Raw genomic sequence first — 964 nt, forward strand, 5'->3', positions numbered from 1 at the left:
TGGCGCACCGTCGGTACCACCCCTGCCGCCCAGCTCTACGCCGGCGGTGCGGGCCTGTTCGCCGTCGACCCGAAGACCGGCAACCTGAACAAGTACACCGGAAAGTCCACCAGGTGGGTCACGGTCGGCGGCCCCGGCGCGGACTTCGCCGCCACTGGGGAACTGCTGTACGGCCTCGCACCCAACCACACGTCCGTGGCCCGCTACACCGGTACGGCGAAGGACTGGGACCTCAGCGTCAGCGCCCCGGTGGCCAACCCCGCCACGGACGAGCAGAAGCTCCAGCGCCTCGGCGCACTGACCGCGTCCGGCGGGGACGCCACCGCCGCCTGGTACGCGGCGCGCCGCGACCACATGAAGGGCAAGCCCGACGTGTTCGAGTTCAACTGGTCGACGGACTACTGCACCAGTTCTCCCGACAAGCCAGTCGGCTTCGACTTCAAGATGGCCTGCGCCCGCCACGACTTCGGCTACCGCAACTACAAGGAACTGATCGGCGACCAGGCGTTCAGGAGCAACATCGATGGAACCGCGCCCAAGGTCCAGGTCGACAGTGTCCTCCTGCAGGACCTGAGGAGCGTGTGCGAGCCCCACCTCATCAGCCGCTACGAGGTCTACCCTACCGAGCTCGCCCGCCTGCTCTGCCTGAAGACAGCCCAGAACTACTACGCCGGCGTCACCATCGGCGGCTGACCCGCCGGTTCCAGATGTGCCGCACGGCCGACGGCCGTGCGGCACACCCATGAGCACGGGCCCGGCCTCCGACTCCGGCGACCGCATCAGCGTCGCGTATCGCCTACATGAGGGCATGTCCGCGATCTTCGGCCGGGTGTGGTGGCGGTCTCAATGGCGGTCACCTGGTGTTGACTCAGCGTGGTGGCGGTGGGTCGGTCGGTGATGTGGCGGGCGCCTGATGGGTGAGTGCCCTCACACGTGAATGCGGTGCACGACGGCGGATAGTGAT

The 964-nt window shown here is 67.8% G+C and carries 1 protein-coding gene; it reads left to right on the top strand.

The genetic code is table 11. The features are described 5' to 3' along the window. A partial coding sequence (locus ACZ3YL_RS41920; protein WP_465663074.1) for a phospholipase A2 occupies positions 1–693 on the top strand: 693 nt, incomplete at its 5' end. Positions 694–964: the final 271 nt, after the last annotated feature.

It is taken from the genome of Kitasatospora sp. NPDC023176 (assembly GCF_055560495.1).